The following is an 18,099-nucleotide window of genomic DNA, read 5'->3' as shown; positions in this document are numbered from 1 at the left end:
CGCGGTATGCCGCACATGCCGTGGGGAACCCGGGAGGGGAAATCCGATGAGCGACGCGCTGCTGAGCGCCCTGGCCGAGGCCCTGGCCGAGCTGGCGACGGCCGTCGGGACCTGCGACGACGAGGTCCTCGATCCCGGCACGGCGGCGAAGTGGCTGGAGAGCGCGGGCCACCCCCTCGCCGGGCTCACGGCGGCCGACCGGCGGACCCTCGACGGCCTGTTCCGCGCGGCGGCCCCGCGCGTGTCCGAAGGCCCCCGGCGGGACGGACCGCTCTTCTCGGTCTCCGAGGGCCTCGGCCTCACCGGCGACCCCCACGCCGCCGCCTGCGGGGCCGTCCTGGACCACGCCCGGCGCTTCGCCGCCGTCGTCTCCGGCGCCGACCCCGCGCTCCCCGTCCCCGGCTGCCCCGACTGGACCCTCGCGGACCTCACCCGTCACGTCGGCACCTTCCACCGCTGGGCCGAGCACCTCGTACGGACCCGCCCCGCCACCCGCGTCCTCGCCGGGGACGTCCCCCTCGGACTGCCGGACGACCCCGCCGCGTACCCCGGCTGGCTCGTCGAGGGCGCCGCGCGGTTCGCCGCCACCGCGCGCGACGCCGACCCGGACGCCCCGGTCTGGTCCCCGGGCGCGGACCCGCACGTCCGGCACTATCCCCGCCACGTGCTCTCCGAGACCCTCGTCCACCTCGCCGACGCCGAACTCGCCGTCTGCGGCGAGGCGCGGCCCCTCGACCCGGGCACGGCCGCCGCCGCCGTCGACCACTTCCTCGCGGACGCCCCCTACACCCCCCGGATCGCGGAACCCCTCTCCCAGCTCGGCCGGGACGGGGCGGTCCTCCGGCTCACCGCCCGGGACGCCGGCACGGTCTGGACCCTCGTCCTGGGCGGGGGCGGCTTCACCTGGACCCGGGGGAGCGGCGGCGCGGAGCCGACCGCCGCCGTCGAGGCGGACGCCGGGGAACTGCTCCTGCTCCTGCACCGCAGGTACGGGGCCGGCGACCCGTGCTTCGCGCACACCGGCGACCGGGGCCTCCTCGACGACTGGCTGGCCGCCACCGCGCTCTGAACGGAGCCCGGGAAAGCCCCGCTCCCGAAGGGCCCGGTCCCGAAAGCCCCGGCCTCGAAGGCCCCGGTCCCGAAAGGTCCGGTCCCGGACGCGGCACGAGGGGCCCCGGGACGGTTCCCGGGGCCCCTCGTTCCCTTCACGGACCGGTCACGACGCCGCCGGGCGCCCCACCAGCTCGCGCAGCACGTCCTCCATCGCCACGAGACCGGCCGGCCGGCCCTCCTCGTCGAGGACCGCCGCCAGGTGCGTCCGGCTGCGGCGCATCGCCGTCAGGGCGTCGTCCAGCGGGGTCGCCGCCCGGACCCGGGCGATCGGCCGCAGCGCCGACACGGGGAACGGCAGATCGCGCGGAGTGGCGTCCAGGGCGTCCTTGACGTGCAGATAGCCCAGGATGCGCCGTCCGGAGTCGACCACCGGGAAACGGGAGAAACCGGTCCGGGCCGACAGCGCCTCCAGCTCCTCGGGGGTGGTGCCGATCTGCGCGTACACCACCTTCTCCGAGGGCATCACCACGTCCCGCACGGGGCGGCGGCCCAGCTCCAGGGCGTCGTGCAGCCGCTCGGCGGCCCGGTCGTCCAGGAGCCCGGCGTCACCGGCGTCGGTGACCATCCGGGCCAGCTCGTCGTCCGAGAAGGTCGCGGACACCTCGTCCTTCGCCTCCACCCGCAACAGCTTGAGCAGGACGTTCGCGAACGCGTTGATCGCGAAGATCACCGGTCGCAGCGCCCGCGCCAGCGTCACCAGGGGCGGTCCGAGGAGCAGCGCGGAACGCGAGGGCTCGGAGAGCGCGATGTTCTTCGGCACCATCTCGCCGAGCAGCATGTGCAGGTACGTCGCGACCGACAGGGCGATCACGAACGAGATCGGGTGCACCAGGCCGTGCGGGACGCCGACCGCGTCGAAGACCGGTTCGAGCAGGTGCGCGATGGCCGGTTCCGCGACGATGCCGAGGACCAGCGTGCAGAGGGTGATGCCGAGCTGCGCCGCCGCGAGCATCGCGGAGACGTGCTCCAGCCCCCAGATGACGCTGCGCGCCCGCCGGTCCCCCGCTTCGGCGAGGGGTTCGATCTGGCTGCGGCGGACCGAGATCAGGGCGAACTCGGCGCCGACGAAGAAGGCGTTGACGACCAGGGTGAGCAGACCGGTCAACAGCTGGATCACGATCATCGGCCGGCCTCCCCGGTCTCGTCGCCGGCGGCGGGCGCGGGGGCGTGCAGCAGCACGCGGGCCGCGCGCCGGCCCGAGGCGTCCACCACGTCGAGCCGCCAGCCGGCCAGGTCCACGCCGTCACCGGCCGCGGGGATGCGGCCCAGCTCGTGGGCGATGACGCCCGCGAGCGTCTCGTACGGCCCGTCGGGCACCTTGAGTCCGATCGTCCCGAGCTGGTCGGTGCGGGCCGCGCCGTCGGCCGACCAGAGCGCGCGCCCGTCGGCGTCCTCGCCGGCCCGCGCCAGGTCCGGCGTCTCGTGCGGATCGTGCTCGTCGCGCACCTCGCCGACGACCTCCTCGACGATGTCCTCCAGGGTGACGACCCCGGCCGTGCCGCCGTACTCGTCGATGACCACCGCCATCGTCTGCTTCCCGGACAGCCGGTCGAGCAGCCTGTCCACGGTCAGCGTCTCGGGGACGAGCAGCGGCTCGCGCAGTATCTCGCCGATCCGGCGGCGCGGCCTCTCCGAGGCCGGTATCGCGAGCACGTCCTTGATGTGGGCGATGCCGACGACCGCGTCGAGGCTGCCCCGGTAGACGGGGAAGCGGGACAGGCCGGTCGCGCGGGTCGCGTTCGCCACGTCCTCGGCGGTGGCCTGCGCCTCCAGGGCGGTGACCTGCACGCGGGGCGTCATCACGTTCTCGGCGGTCAGCGCCGCCAGGTTGAGGGTGCGGACGAACAGCTCGGCCGTGTCCGCCTCCAGGGCCCCCTCCTTCGCGGAGTGCCGGGCCAGCGCCACCAGCTCCTGCGGGGAGCGCGCGGAGGCCAGCTCCTCGGTCGGCTCCATGCCGAGCCGGCGCAGGATGCGGTTGGCGGTGTTGTTGAGGTGGCTGATCAGCGGCCGGAAGGCGGCCGTGAACACGCGCTGGGGGGTGGCCACCACCTTCGCCACGGCGAGCGGCGAGGAGATGGCCCAGTTCTTGGGGACCAGCTCGCCGACCACCATCAGGACGACGGTCGACAGCGCGGTGCCCAGGACCAGGGCCACCGAGGAGGCCACCGAAGGGGAGAGGCCGACGGCCTCGGCCGGGCCCCGGATCAGCTTGGCGACCGACGGCTCGGCCAGCATGCCGACCACCAGATTGGTGACGGTGATGCCCAGCTGGGCGCCGGAGAGCTGGAACGTCAGCGACTTCACGGCCTTGAGCGCGCCCGCGGCGCCGCGCTCGCCGCGCTTCGCCGCGGCTTCGAGTTCGCCGCGCTCGACCGTGGTCAGCGAGAACTCGGCCGCGACGAAGGCGCCGCACGCGAGGGAGAGCAGGAGCGCGAGGAGGAGCAGGAGCACTTCGGTCATCGGTTCACCTCCGTCCCATGATCGGCCAAGGGGGGAAGGAACGCTCGATGTCGGCCGGCGGGGCCGGGACCGGGGGAACGGTCGGAAGCGGTGCTACTGGGAGGCTCGCCCATGGGCGGACGCTCACACCTTTCGGTCGTCGGGATGAGGGACCATGGTAAAGGACAGGCAAAGCGGGGTGGCGGTCACCCCCTGTGTTCCTCACCGCGCGAGCGGCTTCACCCAGCGGCGCCAGTGGTCCTCGCGCTGATACCCGGCGGCGCCCCAGAGCATCCGTCCCGTCCCGTTCGCCTCCAGGACCATGGCGTCCGCGCGCCGCGCCCCGAGCGCGGCGAACCGTTCCTCGGCCGCCCGCAGGAGCGCCGTGGAGATCCCCCGGCGCCGGTACGGGGGCAGGACGGCGAGCCGGTACAGCGAGGCGCGCCAGCCGTCCCAGCCGGCGATCACGGACCCCACGATCCGCCCGTCGGCCACCGCGAGGAGCAGGGCCTCCGGGTCGCGCTCGACGAGCCGGGTGACCCCCGGCACGTCGTCCGAGACGGACGTCCCCTCGGCGGACTCCCGCCAGAAGGCCAGGACGGCCTCGGCGTCGTCGACGGTGGCGGTGCGTATCTGCGGATCGGTCACGACCGCATCCCATCACGGGGGCCGCCGGCCGCGCCCGGGGGTTCCGGAGAGCGGGACGGCGGCGCCTCACCGTCTCGCCGCGCCCAGGACGCAGGGGGAGGACGGCAGCCGCGGCCCGCCCTCCGGGACGTCGAAGGAGCGGTACGAGACGAGGTCGAACCCGGCCTCCCCGATCGCCGCCAGCGGGGTGCGGGAGGTGTGGCAACCGCCGAAGAGCAGGGGCCACACGGTGCGGTCGAGGCCCCGCTGGACCCGTGCCGGGCCGGCCGTGTCCGCCGCTCCGTGCTCGAAGAAGCGCAGCTCCCCGCCGGGGCGCAGGACCCGGCGCAGCTCCGCGAGGGCCGCCGGCACGTCCCGCACCGTGCACAGGACCAGCGAGACCACGGCGGCGTCGAAGGCGCAGTCCGGCAGCGGCAGCGCCTCGGCCGTGCCCGGCAGCACGCGCACCGGAACGGCGGACCGCCGCGCGGCCTCCTCGGCGAGCGCGCGCAGCCGGGCCTCCGGCTCGACGGCCACGACCTCGGTGACCCCGGCCGGACAGTGCGCGAAGTTCAGGCCGTTCCCGGCCCCGACCTCCACGACCCGGCCGGTGAGCCCGGCGAGCAGCTCCGCGCGCAGGGCGCCCAGTCCGCCCCGCGTCTCGGCGGAGACGCTGAGGCGGGCGTAGAAACGGGCGAAGAGGGGGTGGTGCACCCGGGCCGGGCGGCCGGGCACGGGACGCGGCGGTGTCATCGGGACTCCTCGTCGGCACGGGGGCGGCGGCCCGGCGGCGCGGCGGGCGGTCCGGTCCGGGCGGACGCCCCCGTTCCGGCGGACGACCCGGGCTCGGCGGACGACCCGGGCCCGGCGGGCGGTCCGGTGTACGGCCGGCCCGGGGTGCGGCGGGCGGTCCGGTCCGGGGACGGCCGGTGCGCGGGCCGCGACCGCTCCACGGCTCAGTCCGACACGAAGCAGAACTCGTTCCCCTCCGGGTCCCGCATCACCTGGAAGGTGCCCTGCGCGTCGGTGACCGGATCGCCCACGCGGACCGCGCCCAGGGGAAGCGCCTCCTCGGCGGCCCGGCCCGGCTCCTCCACCCTCAGGTCGAGGTGCAGCCGGTTCTTCACCGCCTTGCCCTCCGGCACCCGCTGGAAGGCGAGCCGGACGGAACCCGGCGGGTCCACGAAGGACCAGTCGCCGCTCCGGTCGACCGGAACACCGCCGAGGAGCCCGGCCCAGAAGCGGACGAGGGCCGCCGGATCGGCGCAGTCGAAGACGATCTCCTGTACGTGGGCGCGCATGCGTCCACCCTAGGCAACCGCCGCCGGTGCCGCGCGGCACGGACCCCCCCGCCCGTACGGCCGGACGGGGCCACCCCCGCGGGCCCCGTCCCTCAGGCCCCGACCGCCGCCGCGAACGCCGTCGCGTCCCACGTTCCTCCCAGGGCGGGCCCCAGCCAGCCCCCCGCCGCCTCGCGGAACTCCGCCGGGGCGAGGCTCCCCGCCCCCTCCGGTACGGCTCCGAGCAGCGGCGCGCCCGCCGCTTCCGGCAGGTCGGCCAGATTGCAGCGCGCCGCGAGGTCCGGCGCGGCCGGCCAGCTGCCGATCACCACGCCCAGGTGCTCGATGCCGCGTGCCCGCAGCGCTTCGGCGGTCAGGGCCGTCGAGTTGAGCGTCCCGAGTCCGGCCGGGGCGACCACCAGGACCGGCGCGCCGAGCAGCGCCGCCGCGTCCGCGAGGGTGCCGCCCTCCTCGTCGAAGCGGACGAGCAGCCCGCCCGCCCCCTCCACGAGGACCAGGTCGTGGCCGCCGGCCAGTTTCCGGGCGGCCTCGGCGATCTCCCGGGGCCCCACCGGCGCGAGCCCGGCCCTCCGCGCGGCCGTGCCGGGGGCCAGCGGCTCCGGGAAGCGGCCCAGTTCGGCCGAGGCGGCGGCCCCCGAGAGCCGCACCACCTCGTCCGCGTCGCCCCGTTCGTCCGGCCCGACGCCGGTCTGGGCCGGCTTCAGGACGGCGACCGAACGCCCGGCCGCGGTCGCGACGGCGGCCACCGCCGCGGTCACGACGGTCTTGCCGATCTCGGTCCCGGTGCCGCTGACGACGACGATTCCCACGGTCGTTCCCCTCCATCTCTTCCCGCCGGTCTTCTTCCGGCCGGCCCGTTCCTCAGCCCGCGGCGGCCGCGGCGCGCACCGCCGCGCAGATCCGGGCCAGGTCCTCGTCACCGGTCACGTACGGCGGCATCGTGTAGACGAGGTCCCGGAACGGGCGCAGCCACACGCCCTCCCGGACCGCCGCGCGCGTCGCCGCCGCCATGTCGACCTCGTGGTCGAGCTGGACGACCCCGATCGCGCCGAGCACCCGCACGTCCCGCACGCCCGGCAGGGCGGCGGCCGGGGCGAGCCCGGCGCGCAGCCCGGCCCCGATCCGCCCGACCTCGGCCCGCCAGTCCCGCGAGAGCAGCAGGTCGATCGAGGCCAGGGCCACCGCCGACGCCAGCGGGTTCCCCATGAAGGTCGGCCCGTGCGCCAGGACCGGCACCTCGCCCCGCGAGATCCCGTCGGCGATCCGGCCCGTGCAGAGCGTGGCGGCCATCGACAGGTAACCGCCCGTCAGCGCCTTGCCCAGGCACATCACATCGGGGGAGACCCCGGCCGCGTCGGCCGCGAACAGGGTGCCCGTCCGCCCGAACCCGGTCGCGATCTCGTCGAACACCAGCAGGACCCCGTGCGCGTCACAGGCCTCGCGGAGCACCCGCAGGTACGCCGGGTCGTGGAAGCGCATCCCGCCCGCGCCCTGCACCACCGGCTCCACGATCACCGCGGCCAGCTCGTGCGCGTGCCGCCCGATCGAGGTCCGCAGCAGTTCCGCGTACGACTCCTCGTACGCGGCCGGCGGGGCGTCCGTGAACACCTGCGGCTGGAGGACCCCCGACCACAGCTCGTGCATCCCGCCCTCGGGGTCGCACACCGACATCGGCTGCCAGGTGTCCCCGTGGTACCCCCCGCGCCAGGTGAAGAGCCTCCGCTTCTCGGGGCGGCCCAGCGAACGCCAGTACTGGAGGCACATCTTGACCGCCACCTCGACGGCGACGGACCCGGAGTCGCTGAGGAAGACGTGCCGCAGCGGCGCGGGGGTGATCTCCACCAGCCGGTGCGCGAGCCGGACGGCCGGCTCGTGGGTGAGGCCGCCGAACATGACGTGGCTCATCCGGTCCAGCTGGTCGCGCACCGCCGCGTCGAGCACGGGATGGCCGTATCCGTGGACCGCGGCCCACCACGAGGACATGCCGTCCACCAACTCGTCCCGCCCCTCGGCGGGTTCGGCGAGCCGGAGGCGCACCCCGGACGCGGACGCGACGACCAGCGGGTCCGTGCGGCCCGGCATGGGGCCGTACGGGTGCCAGACGTGCGCCCGGTCCAGGGCGAGGAGTTCGTCGTCACGCATTCGGCGCGAGGTCCGTCCCGGCCCCCCGGCGGCGCACCGCCACCAGATCGGTCCGGGCGCCGCCCGGCACGGCCCCGGCGGCCGGTTCCCCGGCGGGCTCCGGGGCGTGTCCGCCGCACGGGCCGCAGCCGCCGCCGGAGTGCGCGCCGCACCCGGCACCGCTCTCCGCCGGCGCGTGCGCGCCGCAGCCCGCGCCGCTCTCCGCCGGAGCGCGGGAAGCCCGGTCCCCGGCCGCCGCGAGGGCGTCCGCGCGGTGGGCGGGCAGCGTCGGCGTGCCCGCGCCCTCCACCTCGAAGCCCGCGTCCGCGATCATCTCCAGGTCGGCCTGCCCGGCCTGGCCCTCGCTGGTCAGGTAGTCGCCCAGGAAGATCGAGTTCGCGATGTGCAGCGCGAGCGGCTGCAGCGAACGCAGGTGCACCTCGCGGCCGCCGGCGATCCGCACCTCGACGTCGGGGCAGACGAACCGGACCATCGCCAGGATGCGCAGACAGCGCTGCGGCGTCAGGTTCCACTCCTTGGCGAGCGGGGTGCCCTCGAACGGGATGAGGAAGTTGACCGGCACCGAGTCGGAGCCCAGCTCCCGCAGCGCGTACACGACGTCGACCAGGTCCCCGTCGGTCTCGCCCATGCCCGCGATCAGGCCCGAGCAGGCCGAGAGCCCGGCGGCGTGCGCCTTCCGCACGGTGTCCACCCGGTCCGCGTACGTGTGGGTCCTGGTGATCCCCGCGTACGTCGCCTCGGACGTGTTCAGGTTGTGGTTGTACGCGTCGGCCCCGGCCTCCCGCAGCCGCTCCGCCTGGCCGTCCGAGAGGAGACCGAGACAGGCGCACACCTCGACGCCCTCGTTCTCCTCCTTGATGGCCTCGATGGTCCTGCCGACGCGCTCGACGTCCCGGTCCGTCGGACCCCGCCCGCTCGCCACCAGGCACACCCGCTTGGCGCCGCCCGCGACGCCCGCCGCCGCGGCCCTGGACGCCTCGTCCGGCTTCAGCCAGGTGTACTTGAGGATCTCCGCCGTGGAGCCGAGCCGCTGCGAGCAGTACGAGCAGTCCTCGGGGCACAGGCCGGACTTCAGGTTGACCAGGTAGTTGAGCTTCACCCGCCGCCCGAACCACTGGCGGCGCACCTTGCCGGCCGCCGCCACCACATCGAGCAGTTCGTCGTCGGAGGTCGCCAGGACGGCGAGCGCTTCTTCACGGGTCGGCGGCTCGCGCCGCAACCCCTTCTCCACCAGCGTGTTCAGCAGGTCCATAACCGCTGATCCTGGCCTACCGCCCGCCCCCGGGCCAAGGAGGAACCGAACAATCGCCCCCGAACGAGGTGTGTGGATGACCACACCACGGCCCCGCCGCCCTGCGGCTAGGGTCTGTGCGCTGCCTACAAAAGGCGCCGGCCGGCCGACCGGGGGCGCCGCCGGAGGAACGCCCATGCCACAGGCCGACGACGCGCGGGCCGAGGGCCCGCGCCGCACCGCGTTCGACTGGACCGACGCCGAGGCGCGCCACCGGTCCGAGGCGGGTCTCGTCCGTACGCTGCGCCCCCGGGCCGCCGAGTCGGACCTCCTCGACCTGGCGGGCAACGACTACCTCGGTCTCACCCGCAGGCCCGAGGTCACCGGGGCGGCGGCGGACGCGGCCCGGCGCTGGGGCGCCGGCTCCACCGGTTCCCGGCTCGTCACCGGCACCACCCGGCTGCACACCCGTCTGGAGCGCGAACTGGCCGGCTTCTGCGGTTTCGAGGCGGCCCTCGTCTTCTCCTCCGGCTACACCGCCAACCTCGCCGCGCTCACCGCGCTGACCGGCCGGGGCTCCCTGATCGTCTCGGACGCCTCCAACCACGCCTCCCTGGTGGACGGCTGCCGTCTGGCGCGCGCCGAGACCGCCGTCGTCCCGCACGCCGACCCCGAGGCCGTGCGCAAGACCCTGGAGGCGCACCCGGGGCGCCGGGCCCTCGTCGTCAGCGACTCCGTCTTCTCCGTGGACGGCGACAGGGCCCCGCTGCCGGAACTCGCCGCCGCCTGCCGCGCACACGGCGCCGGACTGGTGGTGGACGACGCCCACGGCTTCGGCGTCCTCGGCGACGGCGGCCGGGGCGCCCTCCACGAGGCCGGGCTCGCGGGGGCGGAGGACGTGGTCGCCACCCTGACCCTCTCCAAGTCCCTGGGCAGCCAGGGCGGCGCCGTCCTCGGGCCGGCCCGCGTGATCGAGCACCTGGTGAACGCGGCCCGCACCTTCATCTTCGACACCGGCCTCGCCCCGGCCGCCACGGGCGCCGCGCTCGCGAGCCTGCGGCTGATCGCGGCCGAACCGGGGCTCGCCGGACGGGTCCGCACCGTCGCCACCACCCTGTACGAACTGCTCACCGGAGCCGGTCTGTCCGTGACGCGGCCCGACGCGGCCGTGGTGTCGGTCCGCGCGCCCTCCCCGGAGGCGGCGCTGCGCTGGGCGGCGGACTGCCGGGAGCGGGGGCTGGCGGTCGGCTGCTTCCGGCCCCCGTCCGTGCCCGACGGCGTCTCGCGCCTGCGCCTGACGGCGCGCGCCGACCTGACGGACGCGCAGATCGGGCGCGCGGTGGAGACGGTCCTGCGGACCGCGCCCGCCGTCTGACGCGCCGGGGAAGCGGTCTTTCCGGCCGGGGGGCGCCCAAGGGCGTTCGGGAACGCCAGAGTTCACCGCTTCGGGCGACAGATGCGCCCTTGCCCCGGGGGAACGCCTCCCGGCGCGGCACCATCGGTGGGAATCTGGCGCGAAGCGCAATCCGGGGCACCGGCCCCGGCGGGAAAGGGACAGCGTCGTCATGGCAGACCATCAGGAAGCATCCGTCACGCTGCCGAGCGAACCCGCTTCGGTCTCCACGGCCCGGCGGTACGTCACGGAGGTGCTCGCCGGGTGGGGTCTGGACGGCGCCGCCGACCGGGCGGACGCGGTCCGGCTGATCGTCTCGGAGCTGGCCACCAACGCCGTCGTGCACACCTTCGGGCAGTCTCCCACCTTCACGGTGGCCCTCTGCCTGGAACGGGGGGAGCGGCTCCACATCGGCGTCACGGACAGCCATCCGCGCCTGCCCCGGCGCCTTCCGGCGGCGGTCCAGCAGGACAACGGCCGGGGCCTGGTCATCATCCGCTCCCTGGCCGCGGAGGCCGGGGGGCGTCTCTCCGTGACCCCCACCGCGGCGGGCGGCAAGACGGTCCGGATCACCCTGCCGTGGACGGCGGCCGCCCCCGTGGCGAGCCGGTGACGGGCGCTCCGCGCGGCGGGGGCGGGCGGGGCCGGTACGGCGGGGGCGGGCGGGGCCCGTACGGCGGGGCGGGCGAACCCCGTACGGAGCGGGACGGCGGAGGCGGGGACGGAGGGGCGGAGCGGGCGGAGGACGGCGGCGCCACCGTTCCTCCGGCCCGTCCTCCGCGCCCGCTCAGCGCCCGGGCGGGGTCACCGGACGCGTCCGTAGAAGACCTTCGACGACCAGATCTTGTCGAGCTTCACCCAGGAACCGGTCTTGGGGGAGTGCCAGATCCGGCCGTTCCCGGCGTAGATGCCCACGTGGTAGACCCGGCCGCCGGAGTGGAAGAAGACCAGGTCGCCCTTCTGCCGGCCGGCGGCGGAGACGTGCCGGGTCTTGTTGTACTGCTGCTGCGCGGTGCGGGGCAGCGACTTGCCCGCCTGCTTGTACGCGTAGAGCGTCAGGCCGGAGCAGTCGAACCGGGAGGGTCCCGCGGCTCCGTACCGGTAGGGGGCCCCCTTCTTGGAGGCGGCGACGTTCAGCGCCTTGCTCGCGTGCGAGGTCGTGGCCTGCGCCTCCGGCGCCGTGCCCGGTGCGAGCAGTGTGCCGCCGACGGCGGCGAGGGTGAGAGCCGAGACGGCTCCGGCCCGGGACAGCAGGGACGGGACGTGCATCTGCGCAGTCATGCGCAACCCTTCGTCAGCCGCCTGTGAAGGATGACCTGTCGGGTTCGGGCAGGCGAAGATGCCCGGCCGCGGTAGCGGCTTCACCCCGAGGGCCGGTCCCGCCGCGGAAACGGCGTGTACGGCCCGTACTGCTCGGGTCCTCCACTCCTGCCGGTCCAATCCTGTCGACCAGACGTCCGGGACGGCGGCAGGACTCGGCGTCCGCCCGGACCGCCCCGCCTCGGATGGCGGGGGCTTGTCGTCGGCAGGGATCTTGCCCCACTTCATGGTCGAAATCCGAGTGGAAGCGACTATTTGTGAGGCTCCTCACGACTGAACCATTCGGGTGGACAGGATGCTTTCGTGATCGTCGGAGGTTTGGGCGGCGACCCTCGCACCAGGCAACGGAACGTCCGATTCCGCCAGATGTGTACCGTCGGCGCGCAACTCGCCCCCTCCGCGCACCGGCTCACCGGCTCCACCGAACGGAGGAGCGTTTCCGCGCCCGGTGTCGGCCGTCCGGCCCTCGACACGACATGCCGGAATGTCAACGCGGCCGCGTCCGGGGAAGCGTGACCCGGGCGGTCCTGCGTTCCCCGTCCAGGGCGCGGAGGGCGCGCGCCAGGGTCTCCGCGTGGACCTCGCTCTCGCCCCGCGCGTGCATGAGCGCCAGCGCCTCGCGCAGCGCCTCGGCCCGCCCCACCAGGGCCTGAGCCGCCCTCAGGGCCCCGTAGGTGTGCGCGTTCCGGGAGGGGTTGATCCGCCCCAGGAGGTCGGCGGCCGCGAGGTACGCGTCGACCAGCTCGCCCTCGGCCCGCGTCAGGGCCGGCAGCGGCGGCGGTTCGGGAACCACGGTCCGCTCACCGCGCCGTGCCGCCGGCGGAGGCGCGCCGGCTCATGATCACATGGTCCACCAGCCCGTACCCGATCGCCGCCGGGGCGTCCAGGACCGTGAGGCGTTCGAGGTCGGCGTCGATCCGCTCCCTGCTCCGTCCGGTGTGCTCGACGAGCAACCCGGCCACGAGGGCGCGTTGGCGGAGCAGTTCGCGGGCCTGGACGTCGAGGTCGCTCGGCTGTCCCCGCAGGGGCTCGTCCAGGGCGGGCTGCCGCAGCGTGACCCGGGCGCCAGGGAGCATCGCGCGCTTGCCCGCCGTGCCGGCGGCGAGCAGCACGGCGGCGGTGGAGGCGGCCTGGCCCAGGCAGGTGGTCGCCACGTCGCAGGCGAGCATCCGGATCGTGTCGTGGATCGCGGTCATGGCGCTGACGGAGCCGCCGGGCGAGTTGATGTAGAGGGCGATGTCCTGGTCGGGCGCCGCGTACTCCAGGTACAGGAGCTGGGAGATCACGTCGTTGGACGAGATCTCGTCCACCCGGGTGCCGAGGAAGACGATCCGGGACTCCAGCAGCTTCGTGTACGGATCGAGGGTCCGGGTCCCGGAGGCGGTCCGCTCCGTGAACTCCGGCAGGACATGACGAGCGTCCATGGCATGTGCCTCCATCGGTAAAAAATGTACAGGACGTACAGGTCGTAAGATGGGGAGCATGACCTACGAGATCCCGGTGACGCAAGCGCGGGCTGAGCTCGCGGACCTCATCAACCGCGTCGTGTACGGCGGCGAACGCGTCGTCGTCACCCGTCACGGCAAGCCCCTCGTGGCCCTGGTCTCCGCCGCCGACCTGGACGTACTCGAAGCGGAGGCGCGGCCGGGCGAGGAGCCGGTGATCCGCTCCGTCTCCGGTTTCCACTCCGTCGACTCCGCTCCCGGCGAACAGGGGCACTTCGGCCTCGCCGCCCGCCACCGCGAGCCCGGCGCTCCCTGAGGGGTGCCGGAGGGACGCCCCGGGGGCATCACCGATCGGATGATCATGAGAACGCAAAGCCGGGGTTAACGAGCCGGAAAAACTTCCGCCCCAACGTGCAATGTCTCGCCGCGGGCCACGTCCGAGCAGTTCAACAGAGTGTTGACGGTCGGTAGGGTCCGCAGCTGTCCGGGTGCCGTCCCGGTCGACGACAGTGAGGTGGAAGAGTGCAACTGAGCCCGCACGAGCAGGAGCGCCTGCTCATCCATGTGGCGGCGGACGTGGCCGAGAAGCGCAGGGCCCGGGGCGTACGGCTCAACCACCCCGAAGCCGTCGCCCTCCTGACCTCCCACATCCTGGAGGGCGCCCGTGACGGCCGGACCGTCGCCGAACTGATGGCCTCCGGCCGCGCGGTGCTCACCCGCGACGACGTCATGGAGGGCATCCCGGAGATGATCCGCGACGTCCAGGTCGAGGCCACCTTCCCGGACGGCACCAAGCTCGTCACCGTCCACGACCCCATCGTCTGAGCGGGCGCCGCCGATGATCCCCGGAGAGATCCTGTACGCGGACGGCCCCGTCGCCCTCAACGAGGGGCGCCCCGTCACCCGCCTCACCGTCCTCAACGCCGCCGACCGGCCCGTCCAGGTCGGCTCCCACTACCACTTCGCCGAGGTCAACCCCGGCCTGGAGTTCGACCGCGCCGCCGCGCACGGACGGCGGCTGCACGTCGCCGCCGGAACCGCCGTCCGCTTCGAGCCCGGCGTCCCCGTCGAGGTCGAACTCGTCCCGATCGCCGGCCGCCGCGTCGTGCCCGGACTGCGCGGCGGGACCGCGGGCCCGCTCGACACGGAGCCGAACGGAGACCCCCGTGCCTGAGCTGCACCGCGCCGTCTACGCCGACCTGTTCGGCCCCACCACCGGCGACCGCGTCCGGCTCGCCGACACCGACCTCTTCGTGGAGATCGAGGAGGACCGCTGCGGCGGCCCCGGCCGCGCCGGCGAGGAGGCCGTCTTCGGCGGCGGCAAGGTCGTCCGCGAGTCCATGGGCCAGGCCCGCACCACCCGCGCCGAGGGCGCCCCCGACACCGTGATCACCGGCGCCGTGGTCATCGACCACTGGGGGATCGTCAAGGCGGACATCGGCATCAGGGACGGGCGGATCACCGCCCTCGGCAAGGCCGGCAATCCCGACACCATGGACGGCGTCCACCCCGCCCTGGTGATCGGCCCCGAGACCGAGATCATCGTCGGCAACGGGCGCGTCGTCACCGCCGGAGCCGTCGACACCCACGTCCACTTCATCTCCCCGACCGTCGTGGAACAGGCCCTGGCCACCGGGGTCACCACCCTCGTCGGCGGCGGCACCGGGCCGGCCGAGGGCACCAAGGCGACCACGATCACCCCCGGCCCCTGGCACATGGCCCGGATGTTCGAGGCCCTGGACACCTTCCCGGTCAACATCGGGCTGCTCGGCAAGGGCAACACCACGTCCCGCGAGGCCATGCGCTCCCAGCTGCGCGGCGGCGCCCTCGGCTTCAAGATCCACGAGGACTGGGGCGCCACCCCGGCCGTCATCGACGCCTGCCTGGACGTCTGCGAGGAGACGGGCGCCCAGCTCGCCATCCACACCGACACCCTGAACGAGGCCGGCTTCGTCGGCGACACCCTCGCGGCCATCGCCGGCCGCACCATCCACGCGTACCACACCGAGGGCGCGGGCGGCGGACACGCCCCCGACATCATCACGGTCGTCTCCGAGCCGCACGTCCTGCCCAGCTCCACCAACCCGACCCGGCCGCACACCGTCAACACCATCGAGGAACACCTCGACATGCTGATGGTCTGCCACCACCTCAACCCGGCCGTCCCCGAGGACCTCGCCTTCGCGGAGTCCCGCATCCGGCCCTCCACCATCGCCGCCGAGGACGTCCTGCACGACCTCGGCGCCATCTCGATCATCTCCTCCGACTCCCAGGCCATGGGCCGGATCGGGGAGGTGATCATGCGGACCTGGCAGACCGCCCACGTCATGAAGAAACGGCGCGGCGCCCTCCCCGGCGACGGACGCGCCGACAACCACCGGGCCCGCCGCTACGTCGCCAAGTACACGATCAACCCGGCCGTCGCCCAGGGCATGGACCACCTCGTCGGCTCCGTCGAACCGGGGAAGCTCGCCGACCTGGTGCTCTGGGAGCCCGCCTTCTTCGGCGTCAAGCCGCTCACCGTCATCAAGGGCGGCCAGATCGCGTACGCGCAGATGGGCGACGCCAACGCCTCCATCCCCACCCCCCAGCCGGTCCTGCCCCGCCCGATGTTCGGCGCGCTCGGCAGGGCCGCCGCGGCCGGTTCGGTCAACTTCGTCGCCCGGGCGGCGATCGAGGACGACCTGCCCCGGCGGCTCGGCCTGCACAAGGAGTTCACCGCCATCGGGAACACCCGGCGGATCACCAAGGCCGACATGCGGGAGAACGACGCGCTGCCCCGGGTCGAGGTCGATGCCGACACCTTCTCGGTGACCATCGACGGCGAACCGGTCGAACCGGCCCCCGCCGCCGAACTGCCCATGGCCCAGCGTTACTTCCTCTTCTGATGACGACGCGACCGGCGGCCCGCGCCGCGCTCCTCGTGCTCGCCGACGGGCGGTTCCCCGCCGGCGGACACGCCCACTCCGGCGGCGCGGAGGCGGCCGTCCGGGCCGGCCGGATCAAGGACGCCGACGACCTGGAGGCCTTCTGCCGGGGACGCCTGCACACCACGGGCCTCACCTCCGCGGGCCTCGCCGCCGGAGCCGCGTACGGGCTCGACCCGTACGCGCTCGACGAGGCCGCCGACGCCCGCACGCCCTCGCCCGCCCTGCGCGCCGCCGCCCGCAGGCTCGGCCGCCAGATGATGCGGGCCGCCCGCGCCGCCTGGCCGGACCCCGGACTCGACGCGCTGGCCGCCGCCTTCCCGCGCGGCGCCCACCAGCCCGTCGTCCTCGGCGCCGCCGCCCGGGCCGCCGGACTCGGCCCCGTGGACGCGGCGCACTGCGTCGCGTACGAGACGGTCGGCGGTCCCGCGACCGCCGTCGTGCGCCTCCTCGGCCTCGACCCCTACCGGGCCACCGCCGTCCTCGCCCGCCTCGCGCCCGAGACCGACCGGGTGGCCGAACGGGCGGCGGCGGCCGCCCGGGAGGGAGTGGACGCCCTGCCGGCCGCCTCCGCGCCCCTGCTCGACCTCACCGCCGAACAGCACGCCGCCTGGCCGGTCCGCCTCTTCGCGTCCTGAGTGCTCCGGCGCCCCGACCGCCCCGCCCCGTGAAACCCGACGTCCCCACCACCCGCCCGACGACCACCCCGGAGCCGCCCCGTGCACCTCGACCACGACCACGCCCCCACCCCTCACGGTGCCGTCTCCGCCGACGCGCGCCGCCCCGACGGCACGCGCCGCGCCCTGCGCGTGGGGCTCGGCGGCCCGGTCGGCTCCGGCAAGACCGCGACCGTCGCCGCCCTCTGCCGGGAACTGCGCGACACGTTCTCCCTCGCGGTCGTCACCAACGACATCTACACCCGTGAGGACGCCGAGTTCCTGCTCCGCGAGGCCGTCCTGCCGCCCGAGCGCATCCGTGCGGTGGAGACCGGCGCCTGCCCGCACACCGCCATCCGGGACGACATCTCCGCCAACCTCGAAGCGGTCGAGGAGCTGGAGGAGGCCGTGGGGCCGCTCGACCTGATCCTCGTGGAGTCCGGCGGCGACAACCTCACCGCCACCTTCTCCAGGGGGCTGGTGGACGTCCAGGTCTTCGTCATCGACGTCGCCGGCGGCGACGACATCCCGCGCAAGGGCGGACCGGGCGTCACCACCGCCGACCTCCTCGTCGTCAACAAGACCGACCTCGCCCCGTACGTCGGCTCCGACCTGGAACGGATGGCCCGCGACGCCGAGGAGCAACGCGGCGACCTGCCCGTCCTCCTCACCTCGCTGCGCTCCGAGGAGGGCGTCGGACCCGTCGCCGACTGGGTCCGGGCACAGCTCGGGGCATGGGCCGCGTGAGCCTGCGCGCCACCGCCCGGATCGCGGCCGACGCCGCCGGCGGACTGCCGCTCCTGGTGAGCGACGGCCCCCTCGCCCTGCGCCGCACCAGGGCGGTGGGTCCGTACACCCGGGTCACCGTCGTCGGGGCGATGAGCGCCCCGCTCGGCGGCGACCGCCTCGCCGTCGAGACCGAGGTGCGGGCCGGGGCGCGGCTCCTCGTCGACTCGGCCGCCGCCACCCTCGCCCTGCCGGGCCGGGGCGCCGACCCCGCCACGTACGACGTCCGGATCGACGTCGCCGACGACGGGGTGCTCCGCTGGCTGCCCGAACAGGTGGTCTCCGCCGCCGGCTCGCACCTGCGGACGCGCACCACCGCCGAACTCGCCCCCACGGCGCGGCTGGTCCTGCGCGAGGAACAGGTCCTCGGACGGCACGGCGAGCCGCCCGGCACCCTCGTCACCCGTCTCACCGTCCGCCGCGCCGGCCGACCCCTGCTCGACCAGGAGCTGGCCTTCGGGCCCGGCGCCCCCGGCGGCTGGGACGGCGGAGCGGTCCTCGGGGGCCACCGGGCCACCGGGCAACTCCTGGTCGTGGATCCGGCGTTCGAGGAGAAGCCGGTGGAGACGCGGCTGCTGGGGGAGCACGCCGTGATCGCCCCGCTCGCCGGCCCGGCCGCTCTGGTCACCGCGGTGGCCCCGGACGCCCTCGCGCTGCGCCGCCTCCTCGACACCGCCCTGGCCGCACTCGCCCCGTTCTGACCGGCTTGGTGGAGGTCA

At 75.0% G+C, this 18,099-nt stretch carries 21 protein-coding genes and 1 riboswitch; of the genes, 10 read left to right on the top strand and 11 right to left on the bottom strand.

Annotated elements, in window-relative coordinates:
- The first annotated feature begins 46 nt into the window (after positions 1 to 46).
- Positions 47 to 1,069 carry a maleylpyruvate isomerase N-terminal domain-containing protein gene (locus tag ACZ3IL_RS22875; RefSeq protein ID WP_467392793.1) on the top strand — a complete coding sequence of 341 codons (1,023 nt, stop codon included), beginning with the start codon at positions 47 to 49 and terminating at the stop codon, positions 1,067 to 1,069.
- A 147-nt stretch (positions 1,070 to 1,216) separates the two neighbouring features.
- On the opposite strand, the gene ACZ3IL_RS22870 is transcribed toward ACZ3IL_RS22875, so the two are convergent.
- The 8 genes from ACZ3IL_RS22870 to bioB all read right to left on the bottom strand — a co-directional run bounded on the left by ACZ3IL_RS22870 (position 1,217) and on the right by bioB (position 8,874).
- Positions 1,217 to 2,236 carry a hemolysin family protein gene (locus ACZ3IL_RS22870; RefSeq protein ID WP_467392791.1) on the bottom strand — a complete coding sequence of 340 codons (1,020 nt, stop codon included), beginning with the start codon at positions 2,234 to 2,236 and terminating at the stop codon, positions 1,217 to 1,219.
- On the bottom strand, positions 2,233 to 3,573 hold the full coding sequence (locus tag ACZ3IL_RS22865) for a hemolysin family protein (RefSeq protein ID WP_467392789.1): 1,341 nt from the start codon (positions 3,571 to 3,573) through the stop codon (positions 2,233 to 2,235). Before ACZ3IL_RS22865 ends, ACZ3IL_RS22870 begins: the two co-directional genes overlap by 4 nt.
- A 201-nt stretch (positions 3,574 to 3,774) precedes the next feature.
- The gene (locus ACZ3IL_RS22860; protein ID WP_467392787.1) at positions 3,775 to 4,200 is read right to left on the bottom strand and encodes a GNAT family N-acetyltransferase; all 426 of its coding nucleotides are present in this window, start codon (positions 4,198 to 4,200) and stop codon (positions 3,775 to 3,777) included.
- Between the two features lie 66 nt (positions 4,201 to 4,266).
- Positions 4,267 to 4,932 (bottom strand): class I SAM-dependent methyltransferase, encoded by a 666-nt coding sequence (locus tag ACZ3IL_RS22855; protein WP_467392785.1) that lies wholly within the window; start codon positions 4,930 to 4,932, stop codon positions 4,267 to 4,269.
- A 203-nt stretch (positions 4,933 to 5,135) separates the two neighbouring features.
- Positions 5,136 to 5,480, bottom strand: coding sequence for a VOC family protein (locus ACZ3IL_RS22850; protein ID WP_467392783.1), 345 nt, complete (start codon positions 5,478 to 5,480; stop codon positions 5,136 to 5,138).
- 92 nt (positions 5,481 to 5,572) lie between these two features.
- Entirely contained in the window at positions 5,573 to 6,289 is a 717-nt protein-coding gene (bioD, locus tag ACZ3IL_RS22845) for a dethiobiotin synthase (protein WP_467392781.1), read from the bottom strand.
- A 52-nt stretch (positions 6,290 to 6,341) separates the two neighbouring features.
- Positions 6,342 to 7,622, bottom strand: a complete 1,281-nt coding sequence (locus ACZ3IL_RS22840) for an adenosylmethionine--8-amino-7-oxononanoate transaminase (protein WP_467392779.1) — start codon at positions 7,620 to 7,622, stop codon at positions 6,342 to 6,344.
- Positions 7,615 to 8,874: a biotin synthase BioB gene (gene bioB, locus ACZ3IL_RS22835; RefSeq protein WP_467392777.1), complete on the bottom strand. Its 1,260-nt coding sequence runs from the start codon at positions 8,872 to 8,874 to the stop codon at positions 7,615 to 7,617. The genes ACZ3IL_RS22840 and bioB overlap by 8 nt, the downstream gene beginning before the upstream one ends.
- Before the next feature lie 175 nt (positions 8,875 to 9,049).
- On the opposite strand from bioB, the gene ACZ3IL_RS22830 reads away from it, so the two are divergent.
- A complete protein-coding gene (locus tag ACZ3IL_RS22830) occupies positions 9,050 to 10,228 on the top strand; it encodes an 8-amino-7-oxononanoate synthase (RefSeq protein ID WP_467392775.1) in 1,179 nt (392 codons plus the stop codon).
- A gap of 190 nt (positions 10,229 to 10,418) precedes the next feature.
- A complete protein-coding gene (locus ACZ3IL_RS22825; RefSeq protein WP_467392773.1) occupies positions 10,419 to 10,859 on the top strand; it encodes an ATP-binding protein in 441 nt (146 codons plus the stop codon).
- A 191-nt stretch (positions 10,860 to 11,050) separates the two neighbouring features.
- Here ACZ3IL_RS22825 and ACZ3IL_RS22820 read toward each other — a convergent pair whose 3' ends face one another.
- From ACZ3IL_RS22820 to ACZ3IL_RS22810, 3 genes are all read right to left on the bottom strand, one after another.
- Positions 11,051 to 11,527: a C40 family peptidase gene (locus ACZ3IL_RS22820; RefSeq protein ID WP_467392771.1), complete on the bottom strand. Its 477-nt coding sequence runs from the start codon at positions 11,525 to 11,527 to the stop codon at positions 11,051 to 11,053.
- 3 nt (positions 11,528 to 11,530) lie between these two features.
- A riboswitch (cyclic di-AMP (ydaO/yuaA leader) is annotated at positions 11,531 to 11,661 on the bottom strand.
- A 392-nt stretch (positions 11,662 to 12,053) separates the two neighbouring features.
- Entirely contained in the window at positions 12,054 to 12,359 is a 306-nt protein-coding gene (locus tag ACZ3IL_RS22815) for a hypothetical protein (protein WP_467392769.1), read from the bottom strand.
- Between the two features lie 7 nt (positions 12,360 to 12,366).
- The gene (locus ACZ3IL_RS22810) at positions 12,367 to 12,990 is read right to left on the bottom strand and encodes an ATP-dependent Clp protease proteolytic subunit (protein ID WP_467392767.1); all 624 of its coding nucleotides are present in this window, start codon (positions 12,988 to 12,990) and stop codon (positions 12,367 to 12,369) included.
- A gap of 58 nt (positions 12,991 to 13,048) precedes the next feature.
- Here ACZ3IL_RS22810 and ACZ3IL_RS22805 point away from each other — a divergent pair, with 58 nt between their 5' ends.
- The 7 genes from ACZ3IL_RS22805 (at position 13,049) to ACZ3IL_RS22775 (ending at position 18,081) form a co-directional block, all read left to right on the top strand.
- Positions 13,049 to 13,327, top strand: coding sequence for a type II toxin-antitoxin system Phd/YefM family antitoxin (locus ACZ3IL_RS22805; protein WP_467392765.1), 279 nt, complete (start codon positions 13,049 to 13,051; stop codon positions 13,325 to 13,327).
- A gap of 206 nt (positions 13,328 to 13,533) precedes the next feature.
- The gene (locus ACZ3IL_RS22800; RefSeq protein WP_467392763.1) at positions 13,534 to 13,836 is read left to right on the top strand and encodes an urease subunit gamma; all 303 of its coding nucleotides are present in this window, start codon (positions 13,534 to 13,536) and stop codon (positions 13,834 to 13,836) included.
- 13 nt (positions 13,837 to 13,849) lie between these two features.
- The gene (locus ACZ3IL_RS22795; protein WP_467392761.1) at positions 13,850 to 14,185 is read left to right on the top strand and encodes an urease subunit beta; all 336 of its coding nucleotides are present in this window, start codon (positions 13,850 to 13,852) and stop codon (positions 14,183 to 14,185) included.
- The gene (locus tag ACZ3IL_RS22790; protein ID WP_467392759.1) at positions 14,178 to 15,899 is read left to right on the top strand and encodes an urease subunit alpha; all 1,722 of its coding nucleotides are present in this window, start codon (positions 14,178 to 14,180) and stop codon (positions 15,897 to 15,899) included. The genes ACZ3IL_RS22795 and ACZ3IL_RS22790 overlap by 8 nt, the downstream gene beginning before the upstream one ends.
- Positions 15,899 to 16,576: an urease accessory protein UreF gene (locus ACZ3IL_RS22785; RefSeq protein ID WP_467392757.1), complete on the top strand. Its 678-nt coding sequence runs from the start codon at positions 15,899 to 15,901 to the stop codon at positions 16,574 to 16,576. Before ACZ3IL_RS22790 ends, ACZ3IL_RS22785 begins: the two co-directional genes overlap by 1 nt.
- 81 nt (positions 16,577 to 16,657) lie before the next feature.
- On the top strand, positions 16,658 to 17,341 hold the full coding sequence (gene ureG / locus ACZ3IL_RS22780) for an urease accessory protein UreG (protein WP_467392755.1): 684 nt from the start codon (positions 16,658 to 16,660) through the stop codon (positions 17,339 to 17,341).
- A complete protein-coding gene (locus ACZ3IL_RS22775) occupies positions 17,338 to 18,081 on the top strand; it encodes an urease accessory protein UreD (RefSeq protein ID WP_467392914.1) in 744 nt (247 codons plus the stop codon). The genes ureG and ACZ3IL_RS22775 overlap by 4 nt, the downstream gene beginning before the upstream one ends.
- The last annotated feature ends 18 nt before the right edge of the window (positions 18,082 to 18,099 follow it).

Source organism: Streptomyces sp. NPDC014907, assembly GCF_055562975.1.
The sequence above is the reverse complement of the archived record's forward strand: the minus strand, read 5'-3'. Positions and strand labels throughout refer to the sequence as shown.